This window comes from Streptomyces sp. CNX435 (genome assembly GCF_059570575.1).
On sequence record NZ_JCANTA010000027.1, the window covers coordinates 56,384 to 78,840 of the forward strand.

Annotated in this window: 16 protein-coding genes and 1 pseudogene; 6 read left to right on the top strand and 11 right to left on the bottom strand. The window is 73.4% G+C overall.

The genetic code is table 11. The features are described from left to right. Positions 1-69: 69 nt before the first annotated feature. Genes T328_RS31190 through T328_RS31200 form a run of 3 tightly spaced genes read left to right on the top strand, consistent with a single transcriptional unit; the run spans position 70 to position 2,440 of the window. The gene (locus tag T328_RS31190; protein ID WP_496499582.1) at positions 70-366 is read left to right on the top strand and encodes a hypothetical protein; all 297 of its coding nucleotides are present in this window, start codon (positions 70-72) and stop codon (positions 364-366) included. Further along, the gene (locus T328_RS31195) at positions 363-1,721 is read left to right on the top strand and encodes a putative T7SS-secreted protein (RefSeq protein WP_496499583.1); all 1,359 of its coding nucleotides are present in this window, start codon (positions 363-365) and stop codon (positions 1,719-1,721) included. Before T328_RS31190 ends, T328_RS31195 begins: the two co-directional genes overlap by 4 nt. After that, positions 1,718-2,440, top strand: a complete 723-nt coding sequence (locus T328_RS31200) for a hypothetical protein (protein WP_496499584.1) — start codon at positions 1,718-1,720, stop codon at positions 2,438-2,440. Before T328_RS31195 ends, T328_RS31200 begins: the two co-directional genes overlap by 4 nt. 135 nt (positions 2,441-2,575) lie before the next feature. Here the strand turns inward: T328_RS31200 and T328_RS31205 are convergent, their stop codons facing one another. The 3 genes from T328_RS31205 to T328_RS31215 all read right to left on the bottom strand — a co-directional run bounded on the left by T328_RS31205 (position 2,576) and on the right by T328_RS31215 (position 8,427). Further along, complete coding sequence (locus tag T328_RS31205; protein ID WP_496499585.1) at positions 2,576-2,908, bottom strand: hypothetical protein; 333 nt, start codon at positions 2,906-2,908, stop codon at positions 2,576-2,578. Positions 2,909-3,008: 100 nt separating this feature from the next. Beyond that, on the bottom strand, positions 3,009-3,311 hold the full coding sequence (locus T328_RS31210) for a WXG100 family type VII secretion target (protein WP_027770582.1): 303 nt from the start codon (positions 3,309-3,311) through the stop codon (positions 3,009-3,011). A gap of 184 nt (positions 3,312-3,495) precedes the next feature. Next, positions 3,496-8,427, bottom strand: coding sequence for an FtsK/SpoIIIE domain-containing protein (locus tag T328_RS31215; protein ID WP_496499586.1), 4,932 nt, complete (start codon positions 8,425-8,427; stop codon positions 3,496-3,498). Between the two features lie 203 nt (positions 8,428-8,630). Here T328_RS31215 and T328_RS31220 point away from each other — a divergent pair, with 203 nt between their 5' ends. Then, positions 8,631-9,275 carry a hypothetical protein gene (locus tag T328_RS31220; protein ID WP_496499587.1) on the top strand — a complete coding sequence of 215 codons (645 nt, stop codon included), beginning with the start codon at positions 8,631-8,633 and terminating at the stop codon, positions 9,273-9,275. A 131-nt stretch (positions 9,276-9,406) separates the two neighbouring features. Here the strand turns inward: T328_RS31220 and T328_RS31225 are convergent, their stop codons facing one another. The 4 genes from T328_RS31225 to pdxH form a co-directional block, all read right to left on the bottom strand. After that, on the bottom strand, positions 9,407-10,375 hold the full coding sequence (locus T328_RS31225; RefSeq protein ID WP_496499588.1) for an alpha/beta fold hydrolase: 969 nt from the start codon (positions 10,373-10,375) through the stop codon (positions 9,407-9,409). Between the two features lie 446 nt (positions 10,376-10,821). Beyond that, a complete protein-coding gene (locus T328_RS31230) occupies positions 10,822-11,508 on the bottom strand; it encodes an iron-dependent transcriptional repressor DtxR (protein WP_496499589.1) in 687 nt (228 codons plus the stop codon). A 180-nt stretch (positions 11,509-11,688) separates the two neighbouring features. After that, complete coding sequence (locus tag T328_RS31235; protein ID WP_496499590.1) at positions 11,689-13,287, bottom strand: PAS domain-containing protein; 1,599 nt, start codon at positions 13,285-13,287, stop codon at positions 11,689-11,691. Between the two features lie 376 nt (positions 13,288-13,663). Beyond that, entirely contained in the window at positions 13,664-14,353 is a 690-nt protein-coding gene (pdxH, locus tag T328_RS31240) for a pyridoxamine 5'-phosphate oxidase (RefSeq protein ID WP_496499591.1), read from the bottom strand. A 347-nt stretch (positions 14,354-14,700) separates the two neighbouring features. Between pdxH and T328_RS31245 the strand changes: the two genes are divergently transcribed. After that, positions 14,701-15,807, top strand: coding sequence for a citrate synthase 2 (locus T328_RS31245; protein WP_496499592.1), 1,107 nt, complete (start codon positions 14,701-14,703; stop codon positions 15,805-15,807). 210 nt (positions 15,808-16,017) lie between these two features. Here T328_RS31245 and T328_RS31250 read toward each other — a convergent pair whose 3' ends face one another. From T328_RS31250 to T328_RS31265, 4 genes are read right to left on the bottom strand one after another with little or no spacing between them, the layout of a single operon-like run. Further along, on the bottom strand, positions 16,018-16,668 hold the full coding sequence (locus T328_RS31250) for a TetR/AcrR family transcriptional regulator (protein ID WP_496499593.1): 651 nt from the start codon (positions 16,666-16,668) through the stop codon (positions 16,018-16,020). Beyond that, positions 16,656-17,549, bottom strand: a complete 894-nt coding sequence (locus T328_RS31255; RefSeq protein WP_496499594.1) for an enoyl-CoA hydratase-related protein — start codon at positions 17,547-17,549, stop codon at positions 16,656-16,658. Before T328_RS31255 ends, T328_RS31250 begins: the two co-directional genes overlap by 13 nt. A 47-nt stretch (positions 17,550-17,596) precedes the next feature. Beyond that, positions 17,597-18,763, bottom strand: a complete 1,167-nt coding sequence (locus tag T328_RS31260) for an acyl-CoA dehydrogenase family protein (RefSeq protein WP_496499595.1) — start codon at positions 18,761-18,763, stop codon at positions 17,597-17,599. Continuing rightward, on the bottom strand, positions 18,760-21,030 hold the full coding sequence (locus T328_RS31265; RefSeq protein ID WP_496499596.1) for an ATP-binding protein: 2,271 nt from the start codon (positions 21,028-21,030) through the stop codon (positions 18,760-18,762). The genes T328_RS31260 and T328_RS31265 overlap by 4 nt, the downstream gene beginning before the upstream one ends. Before the next feature lie 179 nt (positions 21,031-21,209). Here T328_RS31265 and T328_RS31270 point away from each other — a divergent pair. Further along, positions 21,210-22,404: pseudogene (locus T328_RS31270) on the top strand (RNA-guided endonuclease InsQ/TnpB family protein); the annotation flags it as partial. Between the last annotated feature and the right edge of the window lie 53 nt (positions 22,405-22,457).

The following is a 22,457-nucleotide window of genomic DNA, read 5'->3' on the forward strand; positions in this document are numbered from 1 at the left end:
TCCGTCTCCTATCATGCAGCGACGAACACGTTCCGTGTAGCAGATGCTCTGACACACCCGGGGGGATTCGTGTCATTCCTGAGGTTCTTCCACGACGACGTCATGGCGATGGCCAGGACCCTGGAGTCCAGCGGGGACCGCATGAAGGAGTCCTCGAAGAAGATCGCCGACACCGACGCGAGCCTGGTCGGCCACGACGAGCTGCGTTCGGCGTGCGACGACTTCGCGGACTCGTGGGACTACGGCTTCGGCCAGCTCTCCAAGCTGACCAAGGGCGTCTCGGAGTTCGTCGTCACGGCGGCCGACGAGCTGGAGAAGCTGGACAAGAAGCTCCACGACGAGCTGCAGAAGGCGGGGAAGAAGTGACGCGCGCCGAAGACTTCCCGAACCTCGGTTTCGACCCCACGCCCGGCGACCTCGACACGGTACGCCGCCTCGTCGCCGCGATCGGCACGGTCACCGGCCAGAGCGGGACGGCGCAGTCCCAGCTCAGCCGGATCGGGGAGACGGACGGCATCTGGGTCGGCAAGGCGGCCGACGCCTTCAGCGACTCCGTGTCCGAGATCCCCCCGTACCTGGAGAAGGCCCTCACCTCCCTCAACGCCGCCCACCGGGCGCTGTCGTCGTGGGAGTCCGGCCTGGCCGGCTACCAGAGCCGCGCCCGGAAGCTGGAGCTGGAGGCCGAGGCCGCCGCGGGGCGGGTGAGTTCGGCGCAGCAAGCCCTGGACGGGCTGCCGGGCGACACCGAGGGGATGACGGACAAGGAGAAGGAAGACCACCAGGAGGACAAGAAGGGCAAGACCGCCTCGTATGACGCGGCGGCGGCCGAGCTGGAGGCGATCCGGGGCCGGGCGCGCACGCTGAACGACGAGTTCAACGGCGACGCCGAGACGGCCGCGCGGCAGATCAGGAGTGCGGCCGACGACGCGCCGCCGGAGCCCAACTGGTTCGAGCGGCGTCTTGACGACCTCGGAAACCTTCTCGAAGCCGCGTGGGACACGATCACCGACCCGAACTTCTGGAAGCTCATCGGCGACATCCTGGCCGACGTCGCCATGGTCATCGGCATCATCTGCCTGTTCGCCCTGCCGTTCGGCGGCCTCGCGGGCCTGGCCCTGATCGGCCTGTACGTCGGGATGGGCGCCTTCGCCGCGCACGCCATCGCGCTGGCCGGGGGCGCGGAGGGCATGACCTGGCAGACGCTGGCCTGGGACGCCGCCGGGGTGCTGGCGGGCGGCCTCGGCCGCGCCGGGATGCGGCTCGCGCAGTCCGGCCGCGCGCTGGTCCAGGCCGGGCGGAACCTGCGCGCCACCCAGGGCTTCGCCGCCGCACTCAGCCGGATCGGCCCCGGCAACTGGGGCAACCTCGCCCGGCTCCCCAGCGGCGTGGCCAACTCGCTGCGCGGCTTCGCCATGTCGGGCCAGGGCTGGGCGCACGTGGCCGCGGGCAACCTCGTCGACTGGTCGGCCACCATCGCCGGTGCCGGGTTCGCCATCGGCTCCAACATCAATCCCGGACGGTGGACCGACGGCGACTGGAACGTGGCCGACATCCCGGTCGTCGGGCCGATCTCGGCGCTGGCCGACTACTTCGAGCCGGAGAGCGACGTGGTCGCGCCCGGTCCGCTGCCGCCCCGGGTCGATCCGCCCGCGATGCTGACGTCGGCCGGCGACAGCTTCACCCGCGGGCTCAGCCCCTCCCAGCTGGGGACGGCGGCATGACGGCGGCCGAGGGTGCCCGCAAGGTCCCGTACGCCTTCAGCTACCGGGTGCCGGACGAGTTCGTACGCCTTCCCGAGACCGACACCCTGGCGGGCTGGGACGAGGCGCTGGGCCGGCTGATGCCGGACGCGGACGAGGCAGAGCTGGCAGCCGCCGGGATGCAGATGCGCACGTTCCTGCCCATGATGGCCGAGGGCGGCGAGACGACCATCCTCACCGCCATGTGCGTCGGCACGGAGGACGTGGAGGGCGAGGAACGGCTCTCCATGGGGCTGCTCGCCGTGTCCGCCCGGCCCAGCGACCACGACGACCAGCTCATGGCGGCGGAGGGGATCTTTCGCGCGAAAGAGCATAAGTTCTTCGCCGGGGCGAAGGAACCCGTGGAGCTGGACTACGAGTTGGGCAAGGGACTGCAGGGCGCGCAGGACATGCTGCTGGCGGTGAAGCTCCCCGGCGGGCCCGGGGTGATGTCGGCGTCGCTGCGGTCGCTCACCCTGCCCGGCGCCGGCGAGGTGAGCCCGGCGCCGATGGTCCCGTTCGCGTCGCTGCAGCTGATCGTGCCGGCGCCACGCGGCTATTGCGCCTACGTCACGATCACCACGCCGTCCGTCTTCCTGCTGGACTCCTACTGCATGCGGCTCGCGCACATCGGGCGCACCTTCGGGTTCGACGTGCCGGGGGCCGCCGCCGGCGGCGAGGCGCACGAGGCCGGGGCGTAGGGGACCCGGGGCGTAGGAAACCTGGGAATCCCGGCCGGGGAGCACGGCTCAGGGGCAACTGCTCAGGGGCACGGCCGGCGAGCACGGCGACGGCCCGGCGGGGACCGCCGGGCCGGAAGAGCGGGGGCAGGGCGGCTACTTGCCGCCGCCTACCTGGCTCTCCTCCTTCTTCGTGCCCTTCTGGAGTTCCTTCTCCAGGTCCACGTCCACCTTGTGGGCCTCGCGGACCACGGTGTCGGACATCTCGGCCAGGCTCGTCAGTTGGTCGTCGATGTCGCCGCGACCGTCCTCCCAGCCCGACTCGAAGTCCTCCAGCTTGTCGACCACACCGCCGTCCCCGATGTCGTCGCGGTACGACTCGAAGGTGGCCTTCGTGCGGTTCATCCGGTTCTTGATGCTGCGCAGCCGCCCGCCGAAGCCGTCGAGCTCGCTGAGCGGAATCGCCAGCCTGTCGCCGTCGTTGCCCATGAGCCTCTCCCCCAGTCACTACGAAGCGGGGCGCCGCCGCACCGAACACGATGCCACGGCGCCCCGGCCAAGCGAAACGAACCGAACCGAATCGCGAAGGTCAGCCCTTGAGGCCCTTCTCCAGCTCGGAGTCCAGGTTCTCGAAGGCGTCGGCGGCGGACTTCAGGAAGTCGCCCATTCCCTCAAGGCCCTCGATGGTCTTCTTCGCGCCGGTGGTGAACTCGTCGAAGGACTGGTCGAACTGCTTCGAGGACCGACCGGTCACGTAGCCGTCGCTCACCAGGCTCTGGATGTACTTGCGCAGGTCATCCAGCTTGCGGTCGATGTCCTGCCGCTCGTCCTTGAGTCGCTTGGCGGCATCCCGCATGTCCTGATATGTAACATCGACATCGGCCTTGCCCATGGCAGCTACCCTCCCGTTTGTCTCATCGTCGCGAGGGCCGTCCCCGAGACGTCAGTCGTGCATCGTTCGTATCTCGCAACCGTAGACGCAATCCATCGCCCCCGCGGTTGCAGGGTCGAAGAGGTCGGCGTGACAGCAGCCACGACGGGCACGACGGCCAGGCGCGTCGCGCCCGTCACGCCCGTCACACCAGCGGCGTCGTCACCGCGAACGGCTCACCGTCGCCCAGGTGCAGCAGCCCTTTGCCCGGCTGCACCTGGTCGCCGACCGAACCGCGGTTCAGCCGGATGCCGATGAGGTCGCCCGCCGACGGGTCCTGCGGCGACAGGGCGACCCCGCGGCGCGCCTTCTTGGCCTCCACCTGCCAGCCGGAGAAGCCGGAGGCGACCTCCTCCTCGTCGCCCGCGAGGACCAGCGCCCAGCCGCGCTCCGCGCCGCGCCGGGCGATGGCCTTGAACTCGTCGCCCGCGTCGCAGTTCGTCAGCATCTCCGCGTCGTCCACGAGAACGGCGATCGGCTCGTCCGGCGACGCCTGCTTGAGCAGGTCGTGCACCTCGTCCTCGTCGATGTCGTCCTCGGTGAAGACCTGCAACACGCCTTCGCGGCCCGCCAGATCGCGCATCGGCGAGGGCCGCGGCGCGGCTATGACGAGCCGTACGCCCTGCTGGAGGTACGTCAGCGCCATCGACTTCAGCACCGTGCTGCGGCCGGACTTGGCCGGGCCGCCGATGATGAACGCCGGGATGCCGTCGGCCAGGTTCGGGCCGAAGCCCATCAGCTCGTCGCCGCCGACGCCGACGAGCGCCCACAGCTTGGAACTCTCCTGCGCCTGTACGTCGCGCATCTCCCACGCCTCCTCGAAGCCGAGGCGGCTGGGCAGCACGTCGACGCGGAACGGGCGCAGCGAGCGCGGCACCGCCGCGTCCCGCTCCGTCGCCGCCTCGCCGATGGCGGCGACGGCGGCGGCCTGGGCGGCGCCGGAGAGGTCGTCGGAGAGGACCGCGATCTGGGTCTCCAGGCCGCTTTCGGAGCGGAACATCCGGCCGGGCTCGATGTCCTCGGGGATGTTGCGGGCGTTGAGGCTGATCATGGAGAAGTCGGAGCGGTCGGGCAGCCGGAAGGCGAACTTGTCCTCCGTCAGCGTGCTGATCCGGCCGGTGAGCACGCTGCGGTCGCCGGTGATGATCATGTGGATACCGACGCTCGCGCCCTCGCGCAGCAGCCCGTAGATCTCGTCGGTCAGGTCGCCGTGGTTGATCTCGCCGAGGGTGGGCAGCCAGCCCTCCCACCGGTCGAGGAGCACCACGACGTACGGCAGCTTCTGCTCCGGGTCCGACGCCGCCGCCCGCTGTTCGGCGATGTCGGCGAAGCCGTCCGCGGCCAGCAGCTCCTGGCGGCGGCCCAGCTCCTGCTTGAGCCGGCCGATGAGGCGCACCGCGCGCTCGGTCTGGTTGCGGCTGACGACGGCGCCGCAGTGCGGCAGCCGGGTCAGCGCGTTCAGCGCGCCGTTGCCGCAGTCGATGCCGTACAGGTGCAGGTCGGCGATCGAGTGCGTACGGGCGAGGGAGCCGGCGATCGTACGGAGCATCTGCGAGCGCCCGCTGCGCGGGGCGCCGCCGACGATGAGGTGCCCGAAGTCCGTGAAGTCGATGGCGACGGTGCGCCGCGCCTGCTGCGCGGGCAGGTCCTCGATGCCGTACGGGGCCGGGGGCAGCGGCCCGGTCGCCTGCGGCTCGGGCAGCGTGTCGAGCTGGACGCTGTCGGGCAGCGCGGGCAGCCACGGGCTGTGCTGCTCGGGGATGCCCAGGCGCTCGTTGGCCTCGTTGACCGCGTCGACGAGCACCTTCAGGTCGGTGATCTCGTCCTCCTCCTGCTGCGCTCCCGCGGGCCGCTTGAGCGCGCCCCGCCCCAGCTCGGTCCAGCCGAGTCGGCCGGCCCAGGGCTGGGCGGTCGCCGGGTCGGCGGCGCCGGGGCGCCGGCCGCCGACGCGGCCGGACTGGAAGGGGACGAGGGAGGCGTGACCCAGGCGCACGTACGCGCGGCCGGGCATGGACTTGGCGATGAAGCCGGCGTCCGGGGCGTCGATGACGTCCGCGGACTCGCCGCCGTCGGTGACGCGCAGCGCGATCCGCAGGTTGGTGTTCGCGCGGATCTCCGGGGAGACGACGCCGCTGGGCCGCTGGGTGGCGAGCATCAGGTGGATGCCGAGGGAACGGCCTCGGGCGGCGATGTCGACCAGGCCGGTGACGAAGTCGGGCAGTTCGCGGACCATGGCGGCGAACTCGTCGATGACGAGCAGCAGCCGGGGCAGCGGCGCGTACCGCCCGGGCTCGCGGCGCAGCAGGTCCTGGAAGTCCTCGATGTCCTTGGCCTCGGCGTCGGCGAGGATGTGCTCGCGGCGGTGCAGCTCGGCGCGGAGCGACTCCAGGGCGCGGGTGACGAGGTGGTTGTCGAGGTCGGTGACCATGCCGACGGTGTGCGGCAGCTTGACGCAGTCCTTGAACGCGGAGCCGCCCTTGTAGTCGATGAGGACGAAGGTCATGTTCTCCGGGGTGTTCGACACCGCGAGCGCCGCGACGATCGTCTGCAGCAGCTCGGACTTGCCGGAGCCGGTGGTGCCGGCGATGAGGCCGTGCGGGCCGTCCTTGCGGATGTCGATGGCGAACGGGCCGTCGTACGACTCGCCGATGACCGCGGTCGTCGACTGCCCGCCGATCTGCCAGCGGGCGGCGATGGCGTCCCCGGTCGGCGGCTCCAGCTCCACGACGTCGAGCAGCCGGCTGGACGACGGGATGGCGGCGTCCTCCGCCTCCCCGCTGATGTCCCGCACCGGCGACAGGCCGCGCGCCACGAGCGCGCACCACGCGGGCGAGACGAAGTCCGGGCGCACCCCGCGGCGCCGCTCGGAGCCGGCCTGCTCGACGCGCAGCCGGATCGGGCCGGTGCCGTCGGCCGCGGCGGCGCGCTGGGCGGCGTCCTGCGACGGGCCCGTGCCCCAGGCGCCGACGCGGAACGGCGGGAAGCCGCCGGCGCCGCCGGGCCCGCCGGCGCCGGGCACCTGCTGCATGGGGATGCCGCCCTGGCCGGCGGCGGCCCGCGGGTCGTGCTCCTCCGGCTTGGGCTCGGCGACAACGATCGCCTGGCACTCGCCGGGCAGGAAGCGGTCCTCGGAGTCGAGGCAGATCGCGAACATCGACACCGCCGGGCCCTCGCGCAGCAGCCGCACCACGCCGGGCAGCGAGCGCAGCCGGCGCGAGCCGTCGAAGACGATGACGATGTCGGGGTCCTTGAAGGACGTCGGCCCGTTGGAGCGCTGGTCCTTGGCGGCCTTCTGCCGCGCGTCGAGCAGCTGGGTCAGCTCGGCGATACGGGCGGCGACCGTCTCGGTGTCGGTGCCGACGAGGGCGTTGGTGTCGTACTCCCCGGGCGGGCGGGCGTGCGGCAGCCAGCGCATCCAGTCCCAGCCGGCCTGCCCGCCGGGCTCGGTCAGCACGTAGAACTGGACGTCCAGCGGGCTGTGCAGGACGGCGGCCTGCGCGACGGCCCAGCGGCCGAGGGCACGCGGGGTGTCGCCGGCACCGGCGACGCCGAGGACGCCGATCTGCCGCAGCGGCACGGTGACGGGCGCGTCCTGGATCTTCCACAGCACCTGGCGGCGGTGCTCGTCCTGCTCGGGGTCCTCCAGCAGGACCTCGGAGTCGAGTTCGGCGGTGCCGAAGCGGAGCAGCAGGTGGTCGGCGTCGGTACGGCGGCGCTCCCACAGCCGGGTGCGCGGGCCGGTGGAGGTGGACAGCAGCAGGGCGGGGTCCGGGCCGTTGAGACGGCGCTCGTTGCGCTCGGCGACGAGGGCGTCGCGGGCGTCCTTCTCGATACGGGCCTTGTGTTCCTTGTATTCGGCGACGGCCTTCACGTGGGACTTGCGGCCGTGCTTCTTGTCCATGAAGTAGTTGCCGATCATGATGATCGGGCTCATGAACGCCATCAGCAGGTAGTACCAGCGGCCCATGACCAGGCACATCGTCACGCCCATGACGGCCGGCATCAGCGCCATCAGCCACGGCAGCGGCCGGGCCTGGCCCTCCTTGGGCGGCGACGGGAGCTTGAAGCGGGTCTCGCGGTCGGGCGGCAGGAGGCGCGGCGGGCGGTTGTAGTCGAGCCCGCCGCCGTCCTCCGAGGCGGCGACGGCGGCGTCCGGCGGGGCATAACGCACCAGCTCGAACAGCGAGTTACCGATGGCGACCTGGGCGCCGTACGGCCAGGCGTCCTTGCTCTGCGGCGGCTCCTGCGGGAGCGGCGGGGCCGCCGCGGCGGCGCCCCCGCGGCGGACGCGGCGGGCCTCACGACGGGCCTCGCGGCGGCGGCGCCGGCGGGAGCGGCGGCTCTCGTCGTCGTCGGACTTCTCCTTGGGCTTGGCCAGCTCGGCGAACGTCGTGCCGTCGAGGGTGGCCTTCTCCTGGTCGCCGTGGATGTGGACCTTGCAGGTGCCGTCGGCGGAGACGGTGAGGCTGAAGGCGCGCTCGGGCAGCTCGGGGTCGGTGACCCGGATGTGTGTCGCGTTGCCGCTGCCGACGTCGACGCGGCCGAGGCCCAGGCGGTGCACCGCGCCGGCCATGGGGCCACCGACGACGCGCAGCTCGACCAGGCCCGTGACCTCGCGGGGCGGGCAGCCCACCGGGTCGTAGAGGCTGACGACAGAACCCTCGCGCAGGGGCGACTGGGCGACGGGCAGGCCCGGGTCGACGGCGAAGCCGTCGACGAAGACGGGCGGGGGCGCGGGCGCCGCCGCACCGGGCGGCGGCGGTGCGCCGGGGGCGCCGGGGGCGCCGAACGGGACGGCCGCAGGCGGCGCTCCGGGCGGGGCGGCCGGCGGCGGGCCGGCCGCGGCCCAGCCCCCGGGCGCCGGGGCCGGAGCGGCCTGGGCGTGGGCGTGGGCGTGGGCATGCTGGGCCGGCACCTGGACGGCCTGTGGTGCCCCCGGAGCGGCCGGCGGCACCGAGTCGAGCTGGCCGGCCAGGGCTCGGGCGACATCGCCGACGGACGACTCCGCCTCGGCGTCGAGGACGACGTCGGCGCGGTCGCCCCCGAGCGGATCGACGACGGTCAGGGTGAGGCGCACGCTGATCCTCCTCGAACGTCCCCGGCTGTTCCCCGGTTTTTCCCCCCGCGGAAATGCGTTCAGCTCGGACACTAGGGTCTACGAAACGATATCCGCCCCGGGCTACGCGGGAACAGCTCGTATCCGGGATTGTGGATAACTACGCCGGCCCGGCACGGCCGCGGGGCGCCGGCGACGACCGGACGCGCGACGGAGGGGGCAGCATGAGCCGCTGGATGGAGGCGCTCACGATCGAGCGCGGAGGCTTCCGGATCCGGGTGCCGGAGTCCTGGTGGGAGTTCGACGTACGGCCCGAGTCCCGGGACGACGGCATCCGGCAGATGGTCAACGACCGGGTCCGCCGCAACCCCGAACTGGCCGAGCAGCGCGGCGTGCTGGAGGCGTTCCTGCGCAAGGCCGCCAAGGACGCATGGGCCTCCGGCGCCCTGTACTGCGGCTGCATGGCGGAAAGCTTCGGCGGCGAGGTGCCGGTGACCGGGTCGATCACCGTCTCCCTCATCGGCGCCCGCACCGAGAGCGGCGAGCTGCTGCCGACCGACCCCTCGCTGATCGTGGGCCAGATCAAGCAGATCCGGCCGAAGAAGGAGGGCGACGCCTGGCGGAAGGTCTCGACGGTCGAGATCGAGGGCATCGGCACCGCGGCCCGCACACAGGGCGTCGAGGACATCAAGATCCCCGGCGACGACCGCACGATCCGCGCCGTGCTGATGCAGACCTTCGTCCCGGTCCCGGGCCAGGAGGGCAAGGTGGCGCTGGTCGCGGGCAGCAGCCAGGTGCTGGACCTGGCGGACTCGTTCTTCGACGTGTTCGACGCGATCACGTCGACGTTCCGGTTCGTCGGCGAGTAGCACCGCCCCGCCCGGGAGCACGGCCGTACGGGCCTCTCCCGCCGTACGGACCTCTCCCGCCGTACGGACCTCTCCCGCCCCGCCGTACGGATCCTCCGGCCGTCCGGCGCACAACGCGCCCCGCACCCCGGTCACTTCGGCGTGAGCACGTCCTCCAGGAACGGCTCCACGGCCCGGTGGAACGCCTCGGCGTCCTCCAGGTGCAGCAGGTGGCCGGCGTCCAGCTCGGCGTAGACGCCGTGCGGCAGGACGCGGACCATCTCCTGGGCCTCCGCGCGGCCCAGCTCGCCGTCGATGCCGCGTATCACGAGGGTCGGGCACCGCACGAGGGCGAGTTCTTCCCAGTGCGCGTCGTGCACCCAGGTCGCGCGGGCCCGCAGCATCTGGCGGCGCGAAAACACCGGGCGCCAGCCGTCGGCGCGCTCCGCCATCACCTCGGCGTAGAACTCGCCGCGGGCGGGGCGCGGGCGCTCCAGCACGGGGTCGTCCTCGCCGAACCACTTGCGGACGTCGGCGAGCGTGGCGAACGGGACCGGCCAGGAGCGGAACCACTCCTCCCACTCCCGCTGCGAGGCCGCGCCCAGCGCGGAGGCCCGCATGTCGCAGATGACCAGCCCGCGCACCAGGTCGGGGCGGCGGGCGGCGAGCTGCCAGGCGGTGAGCGCGCCCATGGAGTGGCCCACGAGGACGACCGGGGCGAGGTCCAGCTGCTCGATGACGGCCTCGGCGTCCGCGATGTAGGCGTCGCGGTCGAACGGGCCGTCCCCCGGCTTGTCGCTGCGCCCGTGCCCCCGCTGGTCGAGCGCGATGGCGCGGGCGCGGGCGGAGAGCCAGCGGGCGGTGGTCGCCCAGTGCGACGCGCGGCCCATCAGACCGTGCAATAAGAGCACGCCGGGACGGCTCTGCAGACCGCCGCCCGGCGGCCCGGCGGCCTGCGCCGGCCCGTCGGCCTGCGCCAGCCCGTCGGCCTGCGCCAGCCCGTCGGCGGACGGCCGCCGGCGCGCCGCGAGGCCGTCGGCACCGCGCTTCGGCGGGTCTCCGAACTCCCAGGCGGCGAGGCGCAGCCCGCCCGCCCCCGTCACGTTGATACGACGCACCATGTGTGCCGACACCCCCAATCCGTTCGGCGAAGCTCACGCTATCGAATGCCTATTCGAACACCGAGGCGCTGGGCCCAACATCCCTCGTTCGAGTGACCGGGCCTCGGGATTGGCCGCGGTCCTCGCGGGGAGACAGAGACCGGGAGGCGGACCCGCATCGGGGACATCGGGTCCGTGGGGAGACGACCCTGGGAGCTCGGGGCTCCGGGTCGGTACGGGGAGGCGGGGCCCCGGCGAGCCAGGCGCCGGGGCCCTCGTCATGGCCCCCGCCGGATACTCGGGGGCCCGGGTATGTCAGTGGCATGACCCACCCCTCCCTGAGGCCGTCAGCGACAGCGTGGCACGCCCGGCCCTCGCGCGCTGCCGTTCGGACAGGAATCCCGCAGTCCGCTCACCGCCTGCCACGGCAGCGGCGGAAACCCGCCACCGGGCGGGCCCGAACGGCCCTAACGCTTTGCCACGAAGACGTGCGAGGCGACCTCGGCGTCCAGCTCGGCGGCCTCGCCGCCGCTGCCGACGAGCACGCCGCCGGCCGAGTCCGTCACGCTCACCACGGCGCCCGGCTGCACACCGGCCCGCCGCAGCGTGTACATCAGCTGCGCGTCCGTCTGGATCGGCTCGCCGATGCGGCGGATGATCACCGTCCCGGCGTCCGGCCCCAGCGCTGACAGGCTCACCATGCCCTCGTCGAGGAACGGGTCCGCCTCGGCCTTCTCGCCCAGCTCTTCCAGACCGGGGATCGGGTTCCCGTACGGCGACTCGGTCGGGTGCCGCAGCAGCGCGAGCACGCGGCGTTCCACGGCCTCGCTCATCACGTGCTCCCAGCGACACGCCTCCGCGTGCACGTGCTCCCACTCCAGGCCGATCACGTCGACCAGCAGGCACTCCGCCAGGCGGTGCTTGCGCATCACGCGGGTCGCGAGCATGCGGCCCTCTTCCGTCAGCTCCAGATGCCTGTCCCCGGCGACGCGCACCAGGCCGTCCCGCTCCATGCGGGCGACGGTCTGGCTCACCGTGGGGCCGCTCTGATCGAGCCGCTCCGCGATTCTCGCGCGCATGGGGACGACGCCCTCCTCTTCGAGTTCGAGGATGGTGCGGAGATACATCTCCGTTGTGTCGATCAGTCCGGACATGCGTGCCCCTAGATTTCTCGTGCGGTGGCCCTGCACTAATTCTGACGCATCCCGGTGACAAGTGGACCCGGCGCGTTCCTTTCGCCTGACTTTCACCGCCGATCTGCGGGGATCTTCGGGAAAAAGGCGATCCGCGCCCGGCCCCGGGCCCGGCCACCGGGGCCCCGCACCGGACAGGTTCTAACCCAGCAGCTCCGCCAGGTCCAGCGAGGCCGCGACCCGGACGGCCACGTCCTCCGCGTACGCCGCGTCCTGCCGGGTGAAGCCGCGCCGCCCGCCGCCGCGCAGGAACGTCACGACCCCCAGCGTCCGCCCCCGGCTGCGCAGCACCGCACACAGCGCGTGCATCGTGCCCGGCGGCCACTTCCGCGCCACCGACCAGCCCTCCGCGATCGCCGGGTCCACCCCGCCGCAGCCGGCGCGCACCGTGCCGCCGCGCTCCACCGCCTGCAGCGCGGGGTGCCCGGCGGGGTAGCGGACGGGGAAGCCGTGCGGCCCGGCCGGCAGGCACGGGCCCGGGCCCTCGGCCGGGGTCGCCGCGGCCCGGGTGAGCTGCACCGGACCGGGCGGCGAACCGGGGCCGTGCGGAACGCCGGGGCCGGGCGGGGAGCCGGGTTCCGCGGGGGCGGCGGCCAGGTCGACCAGCGCGTGGTCGGCGAAACCGGCGAGCGCGAAGTCCAGGTAGACGGTCGCGGCCTCCATCGGGTCCTCGCACTCCGCCGCCGCGCGCGAGGCGCGGTGCAGCTGGTGGTCGCGGAAGCGCAGCACCGAGGCGGCGTCCTCGGCGAGCTTGGCCTCGGTGACGTCCTGGAAGAGCCAGCCGACGCCGAGCGGCACCGGGTGCTCGGCGAGCGGCGAGGCGAGCCGTACGAACGCGCCGCGCAGGCACCTGCGCCGGATCGCCGGATCGCCGCCGGTCTCGCCGCGCACCGTGACCCACACGTCGGCGGGGACCGCGGTGCTGCCCTGCGCCAGTACGTGCTGGAGCGCGCTCTCGACCTCCTCCGCGCCCTGCTCCAGCAGCTCGCCGAAGGGGCGCCCGAGCAGCCCCGCGCGCCGGGCGCGCAGCACGCGCGCCGCCTGGCCGTTGGCCAGTGCCGGCCGCAGGTCGGCGTCCACGAGCAGGACGCCCCAGGCGGCGTCCTCGCACAAAGCCTCGCTGAAGGCGAGGGACCGCTCCAGGTCCAGCTGCGCGTGGACCTCGCTGAACGCGCAGTAGACCCCGACCGCGGCACCGCCGCCCGGCTCTTCGGCGGGCGGGTCTCCCGCACCCGGGTTCCCGGCGCCTGCGCCTGCGGCGGCTGCGGCGGCGGCTGCGGCGCCCGTACGCACCGCGGAGGTCTGGGTGCGTACGAGCACCCGGCCGCCGTCCTTGCGCAGCAGCGCGAACTCCTGCACCTGCCGCCCCGGCGCGTCCATGGCGCCGAGCAGCCGCGCCTCCACCTCGGCGGCGTCCTCCGCGCGGGCCGCCCAGCCGGCCAGCCCGCGGCGGCCGACGGCCTCCGCGGCGGTCCAGCCGAGCAGCCGCTCGGCCTCGCGGTTCCAGTGGGTGACGACACCGTCGGCGTCGAAGGCGCACAGGGCGGTGTCCATGCCGTCGAGCAGCGCCACCAGCAGGTCGGGGGCTGCGGGGCGGCGGCCCGGCGGCGGCGCGTCCCCGGCCGTCGCGTCGGCCGCCGCGGGTGGGGACCCGGCGGCTTCTCCCGTGTCCGGAGCGTCCGCGGCCTGTTCGCCGGAGGCGTTCCTGCGGTCCCGGTTGGTACGCCGGGTCGCGCTCATCAGGCACCCCCTGCTCGCCGCGGCGTCGTGTGCGTGGTGTGGTGCACCCGGATCATTCAACTCGAACGTGACGCAGCACACACCCGTTCCGCGGAAATCGTTGCGAGGCAGAAATCAGTTGAGGGGCCGCGGGGGCGTGCCTAGTGTGTGGGGCACACGAGAAGGGAGGTGGTTCGGCAGATGATGAAGTACCGGACGCGTGAGGTGACTGCGGGCTAGTGGTCCGCCGTCGCGCTTGAGCGCAATGCCGGACCGGGGCGCCTAGGACGGCGCCCAGCCGGCCCTTATCCCAAGCAGTTCACCCGACCCGCGGTCCGCCGGTACGTCCGACCGGCTCCCCTGAAGGGGAATGGGCCGCGGGTCGCCTGCTGCGCGGCTACGGGCAGAGGCGCTCCACCGTCCAGCCGCCGCCGGCCGCGCCCTCGGTACGTACGTACCGGAGACGGTCGTGGAGGCGGTTCTCGCGGCCCTGCCAGAACTCCACCGTCCGCGGCCTGACCCGGAAGCCGCCCCACTCCGGCGGCGCCGGCACCTGCTCGCCCTCCGGATAGCGGTCCGCCAGCTCCGCGTACATCCGGTCCAGCTCCGCCCGCGACGCCACCGTCGACGACTGCTCGCTCGCCCACGCGCCCAGCTGCGAGCCGTGCGGCCGGGTGCGGAAGTACGCGACCGTCTCGTCGCGCCCCGTACGCTCCGCCGACCCCGCGACGATCACCTGGCGGGCGACGGGGTGCCAGGGGAAGAGCAGCGACACGTGCGGGTTGGCGGCCAGCTCCCGGCCCTTGCGCGAACCGTAGTTGGTGTAGAAGACGAACCCCCGCTCGTCCACGTGCTTCAGCAGCACGGTGCGGGAGCTGGGCCGGCCTTCGGCGTCGGCGGTGGAGACGACCATCGCGTTGGGCTCGTGCAGTCCGCTCTCCGCGGCCTGCCGAAACCAGCGGCCGAACTGCTCGAAGGGATCGGCGGCGAGGGAGTCCTCCGACAGTCCCGCGGCGCGGTAGTGCGCGCGCATGGCGGCCGGGTCGAGGGAGCGTTCGGTGTCAACGTCAACGTGGCGCACCCGCATATCTTGCAGTATGAGCGGCCGCCCGGGCGCGGCAGTATGCCCGCTCGACGTTCCCCGCAACCCTCCGGGTAACCCTCCGGACCGGGATCCGCGGAATGTGCCCCATCTCACGCCCCGGCCGCATGTGCCTGACCCGACAGAATCGGCCGATCCACCACTGTGGAAAGCCCACACCCCCGGCTATGGTGGCCCGGAATGCACGGCCCCGGACCGCGAGCGATGGCGCCGCGGAGCCTCGCCAGCGCACACCCCCCGCACCACCCGCACCACCCCACGCCCCGGGGCTGACCCGACCGTCGCTGCACACCCCGCCGCAGCGCACCGCAACGCACTGAGGGAGCCGCCTGATGTCCGACTTCGTACCCGGGCTTGAGGGAGTAGTCGCCTTCGAGACGGAGATCGCCGAACCCGACAAAGAGGGCGGCGCGCTCCGCTATCGCGGTGTGGACATCGAAGATCTGGTGGGTCACGTCTCCTTCGGCAACGTCTGGGGTCTTCTGGTCGACGGCGCGTTCAAACCCGGTCTGCCGCCCGCGGAGCCCTTCCCCATCCCCGTGCACTCCGGCGACATCCGCGTGGACGTGCAGTCCGCGCTGGCGATGCTGGCGCCGGTCTGGGGGCTGCGCCCGCTGCTCGACATCGACGAGGCGCGCGCCCGCGACGACCTGGCGCGGGCGGCCGTCATGGCGCTGTCGTACGTCGCGCAGTCCGCCCGCGGGCAGGGGCTGCCGATGGTGCCGCAGCGGGAGATCGACACGGCCCGTACGGTCGTCGAACGGTTCATGATCCGCTGGCGCGGCGAACCCGACCCCAAGCACGTCGCCGCCGTCGACGCCTACTGGACCTCCGCCGCCGAGCACGGCATGAACGCCTCCACCTTCACCGCCCGCGTCATCGCCTCGACGGGCGCAGACGTCGCGGCGGCGCTGTCCGGCGCGGTGGGCGCGATGTCCGGGCCGCTGCACGGGGGCGCGCCGTCGCGGGTGCTCGGGATGATCGAGGAGATCGAGCGCACCGGTGATGCCGAGGGCTACGTGAAGCGGGCGCTGGACAACGGCGAGCGGCTGATGGGCTTCGGGCACCGCGTGTACCGCGCGGAGGACCCGCGGGCGCGGGTGCTGCGGCGGACGGCGAAGCAGCTGGGCGCGCCGCGGTACGAGGTCGCGGCGGCGCTGGAGAAGGCGGCGCTGGCGGAGCTGCGGGCGCGGCGCCCGGACCGGGTGCTGGAGACGAACGTCGAGTTCTGGGCGGCGATCGTGCTGGACTTCGCGGAGGTGCCGGCGCACATGTTCACGTCCATGTTCACGTGCGCGCGGACGGCGGGGTGGTCGGCGCACGTCCTGGAGCAGAAGCGGACGGGGCGGCTGGTGCGGCCGTCGGCGCGGTACGTGGGGCCGGGGTCGCGGTCGCCGCAGGAGATCGAGGGCTACGCGGAGGCGGGCGGGGCGGGCTGAGCGGTGCTTGGCCGGCGGGGCGTTGCGGGGCCGGCTGTGCGTTGCGGGGCCGGCTGTGCGTTGCGGGGCCGGCTGTGCGTTGCGGGGCCGGCTGTGCGTTGCGGCCGGGCTGAGTCCCTGCGGACCGGCCGGGGCTTGAGTGTCGGTGGGGCGGCCTACCCTGGGTGCGGGTGTGCGGGGATTGTGGGGCGGGCTGAGCCGTGCGGTGGCTCAGCGGGCGTTCGCTAGCGCCGTCGTCAGCAGGTGTGACCACTGCGCCACGACGCGGTCGCGGCGCGCGCTGTCGTCCGTGAGCAGGGTCGCCAGGCCCAGGCCCCGGGCCATGTCGAGGAAGCCCTGCACCGTCTCCCGTACGCCCGGCACCGACTCGTCGGCGCCGAGCAGCGCCACCGTCATGCGGTGGGCCTCCCGGCCGACGCGGGCCTCCAGCGCGGCCACGCGGGAGCGGAGCTGCTCCTCGTTGGCGGCGGCGACCCAGAGCTGGAGCGCGGCGCGGAAGAGCGGGCCGGTGTAGAGGTCGACGACACCGCGCACGACGGCGGCGGTGGCCTCCCCGGCGTCACCCGCCGCCGCGGCGGGTGACGCCGCCGGCGGCAGCGCCCGCAGCGCCGCCGAGCGCTCCGCCGCCACGTGCTCCACCGCCGCCGTGAACAGGTCCTCCCGGGTCGGGAAGTGGTGCTGCGCCGCCCCGCGCGAGACGCCCGCCCGCTCGGCGACCACGCTGACCGTGCTCCCGCTCCAGCCCAGCTCCGCCAGGCACGCGACCGCCGCCTCCAGCAGCCGCTGCCGCGTCGCCCGGCTCCGGTCCTGCCGCGGGTCCCGCCCTCGCGGCTGCCGGGGGGTGTCGGTCAGCGGAACCACTTCGGCTCCCGGCGCTCCAGGAACGCCGTCATGCCCTCGCGGGCCTCGGGGGACGCGAACAGCGACGCCGACAGCTCCGCGAACGGCTCCGTGTCGCGGTCGAAGGCGCGCAGCACCTCGCCCGTGACCAGCCGCTTCGACGCCGCGAGGCCCTGCGGCGACGCCGCCCGCAGCCCGTCGAGCACCGGGGTGAGCAGCGCGTCGACGTCGTCGCCGGCGAGCGTGACCAGCCCGATACGGGCCGCCTCCTCCGGGCCGAAGCGCTCGCCGGTGAGGTAGTAGCGGGCCGCCGCGCGGGCGTCGAGGCGCGGCAGCAGCGGCATCGAGATCACCGCGGGCGCGAGGCCGAGCCGCGCCTCGGTGAAGGCGAACGTCGCGCCCGTGCCCGCCGCCGCGATGTCGCAGGCGCCGAGGAGTCCGAGGCCTCCGGCCCGTACGTGCCCGGTGACCCGGGCGACGACGGGCTTCGGGCACTCCACGACCGCGCGCAGCAGCCGCGCCAGCGCGAGCGGCCCGTCCGTGAGGGCGGCCGGGATGGGGGCGGTGGCCGGAGCGGGAGCGGGGGCGGTGCCGGTGGCGGGGGCGGCGGACAGGCCCGTGCCGGGCCACCCCGACAGGCCGGCGACCGCCTCCGTGGCCTCGCCGAGGTCGGCGCCGGCGCAGAAGGTGTTGCCGGTGTGGGTGAGCAGGACCGCCCGCACGTCGTCGTCCTGCGCGGCGGCGGCGAGGCCGTCGTGGAGTTCGGCCATGAGGCGGGTGGAGAGCGCGTTGCGGTTGTGGGGCGAGTCGAGGGTGAGGGTGCTGATGGCGCCGCGGTCGTCGCGCGCGATCCGGACGAGGGGCGCGTCGGCGGCGGCCGGGCCGGCGGGTGCGTCGGTCATGGCGTGGGGGTGCTCCTTCGGTACGTCTGCGTTCTCAGTACGAGTTCTCAGTACGACTTGGGCAGGCCCAGCGTCTGGTGCGACACGTAGTTGAGGATCATCTCCCGGCTGACCGGGGCGATCCGGGCCACGCGGGACGCGGTGAGCATCTGCGCAAGACCGTACTCCGTACTGAGGCCGTTGCCGCCCAGCGTGTGCACGGCCTGGTCGACGGCCTTCGCCGCCGCCTCGGCCGCCGCGTACTTCGCCATGTTCGCCGCCTCCCCCGCACCCGCGTCATCGCCCGCGTCGTACAGCGCGGCGGCCTTCTGCGTCATCAGGCGCGCAAGCTCCAGCTCGATGTGCGCCTGCGCGAGCGGATGCGCGATGGCCTGGTGCACGCCGATGGCGCCGCCCTTCCACACCTGGCGCGTACGGGCGTACTCGACGGCCCGCGCCACCGCCTGCCGGCCGAGGCCGAGCGCGAACGCGGCGGTCATGATGCGCTCGGGGTTGAGGCCGGCGAAGAGCTGGAGCAGGCCGGCGTCCTCGTCGCCGACGAGGGCGTCCGCGGGCAGCCGCACGTCGTCGAGGAGCAGCTCGAACTGCTTCTCCGGTGCCTGCAGTTCCATGGGAATCTGCGTGCGCTGGAAGCCCTCGGCGTCGCGCGGGACGATGAACAGGCAGGGCTTGAGCTTGCCGGTGCGGGCGTCCTCGGTGCGGCCGACGATCAGCGTGGCGTCGGCGATGTCGACGCCGGAGATGAACACCTTGCGGCCGGTCAGCACCCAGTCGGTGCCGTCGCGGCGGGCGGTGGTGGTGATGCGGTGGGAGTTGGAGCCGGCGTCGGGCTCGGTGATGCCGAAGGCCATTTTGCGCGTGCCGTCGGCGAGTCCGGGGAGCCAGCGCCGCTTCTGGTCCTCGGTGCCGAAGCGGGCGATGACCGTGCCGCAGATGGCGGGCGACACGACGAGCATGAGCAGCGGGCACCCGGCGGCGCCCAGCTCCTCCAGCACGATCGCCAGCTCCGCGATGCCGCCGCCCCCGCCGCCGTACTCCTCGGGGAGGTTGACGCCGAGGTAGCCGGCCTTGCCGGCCTCGGCCCACAGCTCGTCGGTGTGCCGGCCGTCGCGGACGACGGAGGTGAAGTAGTCGCGGCCGTAGCGGGCGCCGAGGGCGGCGACGGCGGCGCGGAGGTCGCGGTGCTCCTGGGGTTCGAGGATGGCGCTGGTCATGGCTGGGAGCCTTCCTGGTCGCGGGGCTGGTCGGGGGGCTGGTCGCGGGCGTCTTCGACGACGGCGAGGAGCGCGCCCACCTCGACCTGACGGCCGGGTTCGGCGTGCAGGGCGGTGAGCACGCCGGTGGCGGGGGCGCTGACCTTGTGCTCCATCTTCATCGCCTCCAGCCAGAGGAGCGGCTGGCCTTGCCGTACGGACCGGCCCGGGGCTATTCCGTCGGCGAGGCGGACGACGGTGCCGGGCATGGGGGCGAGGAGGGACCCGGCGGGGGTGTCGGCGCGAGGGTCGGGGAAGCGGGGCAGGGGGCGGAGGGCGTACGAACCGTGGGGGGTGTCGACGTAGGCGGGGTGGCCACCGGCGGGCTGGCCTCCGGCGGGGTGGCCTCCGGCCGGGGCGGCGGGGGTGGCCGGGTCCGGGGCACCGTAGTCCGGGGCGTACACGGCGACGTCGAAGGCGCGGGTGACACCGGCGACTTCGAGCACCACGCGATTGGGCGCCGCGGCGAGCACGCGCACACCGGGCAGGTCGTCGGCGCGTACGCCGTCGCGGGTGAGGCGGTAGCGCACCTCGACCCCGGCGCCGCCGGGTTCGGCCCGGTACGCCTTCACCTGCGACTGCGACGGCACGTTGCGCCACCCCCCGAGCCGGGCGGGCAGCACGGCCCCGCGCGCGTGATGCCGTGCGGCGGCGTCGGCGAGGGCGGCGGCGAGCGCGGCGAGTTGCAGGGGGGTGGGCGTGCCCGGGGGGCGGGTCAGCGTGGGCAAGTGGTCGTCGTAGAACGACGTCGTCATGTCCGCCCGGATGAACTCCTCGTGCTCCAGCGAGCCCACCAGCAGATCCCGGTTCGTCACCGGGCCGTGGATCCGTGCCCCGCGCAGCGCCGATGCCAGGCGGCGGATCGCCTCCGCGCGGGTCGGGGCGTGGGAGATCACCTTGGCCAGCAGGGCGTCGTAGTACGGGGTGACGGTGTCGCCGGCGGTGTAGCCGGTGTCGAGGCGCAGGGTGGGGGGTTCCCCGATCCCTCCCCCTACGCCCTGGAGGGCGTGGGCGGTACCCCCACTTCCCGAAACCGGGGCTCCGCCCCGGACCCCGCCAGGGCTACGCCCCAGACCCCCCGCAGCACCCGCCACCGGAACGCCCTCGCCGTACGGCACATGGCCGCCCCAGCCGTACGGCGCACGGCCGTCCCCCGTCGCCCCGGGCGGGCCGCCCGCGTCGGCCGGGAGCGTCAGGCGGTGCAGCACTCCAGTCTGCGGGGCGAAGTCCGACGCCGGGTCCTCCGCGTAGAGGCGGGCCTCCACCGCGTGGCCCGACGGCCGCGGCGGGTCCGGCGGCAGCGGCGCGCCCTCCGCCACCCGCAGCTGCAGGGCGACGAGGTCCACCCCGTAGACCGCCTCCGTCACCGGATGCTCCACCTGCAGCCGGGTGTTCATCTCCAGGAACTGCGCCCGCCCGTCCGGCGCCAGCAGGAACTCCACCGTCCCCGCGCCCACGTACCCGACCGACCGCGCGGCCCGTACCGCAGTCACCTCCAACTCCAAGACGAGACCCGCCGCCAGACCCGGCGCCGGGGCCTCCTCCACCACCTTCTGGTGCCGGCGCTGCAGCGAGCAGTCGCGCGTGCCCAGCGTCCACACACCCCCGTGCGCGTCCGCGAGCACCTGCACCTCCACGTGCCGTCCGCCCTCGACGTACGGCTCGACGAACACCTCGCCGTCCCCGAACGCCGCCGCGGCCTCCGCCGACGCCGAGGCCAGCGCGGCGTCCAGCGACGCGAGTTCGCGTACGACCCGCATGCCGCGCCCGCCGCCGCCCGCCGCCGCCTTCACCAGCAGCGGCAGGTCGTCCTCGACCGCCTTCGCCGGGTCGAAGGGCGCGAGGCCCATCAGCTCCTTCGCGCGCGTCTTGGACGCCATCGCCTCGACCGCCTCCGGCGGCGGCCCGACCCACGTCAGCCCGGCCGCGGCGACCGCACGCGCGAACTCCGCGCTCTCGGAGAGGAACCCGTAGCCGGGGTGCACCGCGTCCGCGCCGGCCGACACCGCCGCCGCGACCAGCAGATCAGCGCGCAGGTACGTGTCCGCCGGCGCGTTCCCCGGCAGCCGGACCGCCGCACCGCCGGCGTCCAGCGCGCTGCGTACGTGCAGCGCGCCCGCGTCGGCGTCGGAGTGCACGGCGACGGGCGTGATACCCAGGTCGCGGCAGGTGCGGAAGACGCGGCAGGCGATCTCGCCGCGGTTGGCGACAAGAAGGGTGCGGATCACGGAGCTTCTCCGAGGATGCCCCAGCCTCCAAACGGGGGAGGAATCGACCTCCTGCGAAGCAGGGCAGAGGCAGCCGGATCGCCGTCATGACAACGCAGCGACCGTCCATCACCGACGTGAGCAAACCCAAGTTGATCAATAACTCTCAACTGTCAGTCCTCTCGGATATGTTCAGGCGCATGACGGCGCAGGCGCAGAAGGTGGAGGGTTCCGGGCACGCCCGGTACACCTATCGCCTGCGCCTGTCGTCCACGGCCCGTTCCGCACTGGAATCCGAGTGGGACCGGTGCCGCTGGATCTGGAATGAATCGGTTGCCAAGTCCAAAGCCGTACACCAGCACAGCCGGGCGACTGGCGAGGCACTGACGTGTGGTCCGGCCCAGCTCGACAAGATACTGACCGCAGCACGCAAGACAACGCCGTGGCTCGCTGAGGGTGCGAGTGTTCCTCAGCAGCAGTCGATCCGCGACTTCGGCAAGTCGCGGGCGAAGGCCCTCAAGGACATCAGGGCTCGGTTGCCGATGCGACAGCGCGCAGGGATGCCCCGATACAAGAAGAAGCGTGAGGCGCTGCCGAGCCTGAACTACACCCAGCGCGGGTTCCGGCTGAACCACGGGTGCCTGCACCTGGCAGGTGGGATCGTGGTGCGTCCGGTGTGGTCGCGAGACCTTCCGTCGTCGCCGTCCTCGGTGCGGGTGTACCGCGATGCGATGGGGCACTGGTGGGCGTCGTTCGTCGTCCGCGCCGAACCTGAGCACCTGCCCGCAACCGGCCGCGTGATCGGGATCGACTGGGGCGTGCGCGAGACCGCCACCACCACCAGCGACAGCCACGATCTTCCCCACGCCCAGCACGGCAGAAACGCCGCGCCGAAACTCGCCCGGTATCAGCGCATGATGGCCCGAAGGAAACCCGCAAGGGGGCAGGCCGCATCGAAGGGGTACCGTGAGGCGAAGCGGCAGGCAACCATGCTGCACAAGAAGGCAGCGCGGCGACGTGAGGACGCTGGCCGCAAGTGGGCCAAACGCGTCGTTCGTGACCATGATGCCTTGGCGGTAGAAGACTTCCGCCCAAAGTTCCTTGCCAAGTCGACCATGGCCCGCAAAGCGTCCGACGCCGCCATCGGAGCCACCAAGCACGCCCTGATCGAAATGAGCCGCAAGCACGGCCGTGCCGTGCACCTTGTCCACCCCGCGCACACCACGATGGACTGCGCACAGTGCGGAGCGAGAACCAAGCACGCACTCCCACTCTCGATGAGAACGTACGCCTGCACCGCGTGTGGAACTGTCTCGCCCAGGGACAAGAACTCCGCCCGTGTGATGCTGGTCCGGGCTGGTCTCTGTCCCGGCTAGTGCTGATCGTGCAAGACCTGTGCGCCCGCCGGGCCGCAGGCAACGTGAGCTAGGAATCCCCTCTCCTTCGGG